This window comes from Psychrobacter sp. H7-1 (assembly GCF_904846585.1).
Taxonomy (GTDB): domain Bacteria; phylum Pseudomonadota; class Gammaproteobacteria; order Pseudomonadales; family Moraxellaceae; genus Psychrobacter; species Psychrobacter raelei.
Map to the genome: position 1 here is coordinate 1 of NZ_CAJHBH010000106.1, position 839 is coordinate 839.

An 839-nucleotide genomic window follows, 5' to 3' on the forward strand; every position below is an offset into this window, starting at 1 on the left:
TATAGTCAATCCAAAATAAAATTGGTACAACCCATATCATGAAACAGTTTAGGTAAATTATTCTCCATCCACCCTTGGCGCAAAAACTTCGCCTGTGCCCATTTTTTCTCAATAGGGTTTAAATCGGGACTATAAGGCGGTAGAAATAGCAGGCGATGACCATGTCTATTGAGCAATCTCTGAACGCGTTTGTGAAAGCTAGCGTTATCCATGACAATCACGCATTTAGTTTTAAGGCTTGGTATTAGCGTGTCTTTGCACCAGTTGTAGAATATATCGCCATTGATATTCTTTTCGAAGTAATCTAGGGCAAATAACGCTTTTTTATATAAGGCACCAATAACGTTGGTGCGCTTTTTACCTTGCCAGTTATAGCAATCAATGCAAGGGGTTCCAATAGGTGAATAACCATGAGAACGAATGGTTTCAGACTCAAAGCCGCTTTCATCCATGTATACAATTGCATAGCCTTGAGCGATGTAGTCGCCCAGTTTACTTAGATATTTAGCTCTGTTTAATGGGCAAGCTTTTGGATGCTCTAAGGTCTTTTTTTTGACTAATGCCAAGACGTTTTAAAGCGGCCTCGATGCCCGACTTACTACATCCAAAACGCTGTGCTCTTTCGTACATGTAATCGTCTGGATGCTGTTCAACATCTTTTAATAGCGCTTCATTAGGTATTTTATTTGGTGGTTTATTGCGAGTTAGTTTAATACTAGGATCTTTGAGCCAATTCTGTAGCGTGGCCTTACTAATACCATAGAATACACTGGCTTGCCTGATACTCATGCCTTGTTGTTCGACACTTTTAATCACTTGAGCTCGAAAGTCTGCTGAAT

At 39.9% G+C, this 839-nt stretch carries 2 protein-coding genes; both read right to left on the reverse strand.

Annotation, left to right across the window (positions count from 1 at the left end):
• Positions 1-5 precede the first annotated feature (5 nt).
• On the reverse strand, positions 6-566 hold the full coding sequence (locus tag JMX92_RS13375) for an IS630 family transposase (RefSeq protein ID WP_201546160.1): 561 nt from the start codon (positions 564-566) through the stop codon (positions 6-8).
• Positions 505-839: IS630 transposase-related protein (locus JMX92_RS13380; protein WP_201546161.1), on the reverse strand; the 335-nt coding region annotated here is incomplete at its 5' end. The genes JMX92_RS13380 and JMX92_RS13375, both read right to left, overlap by 62 nt.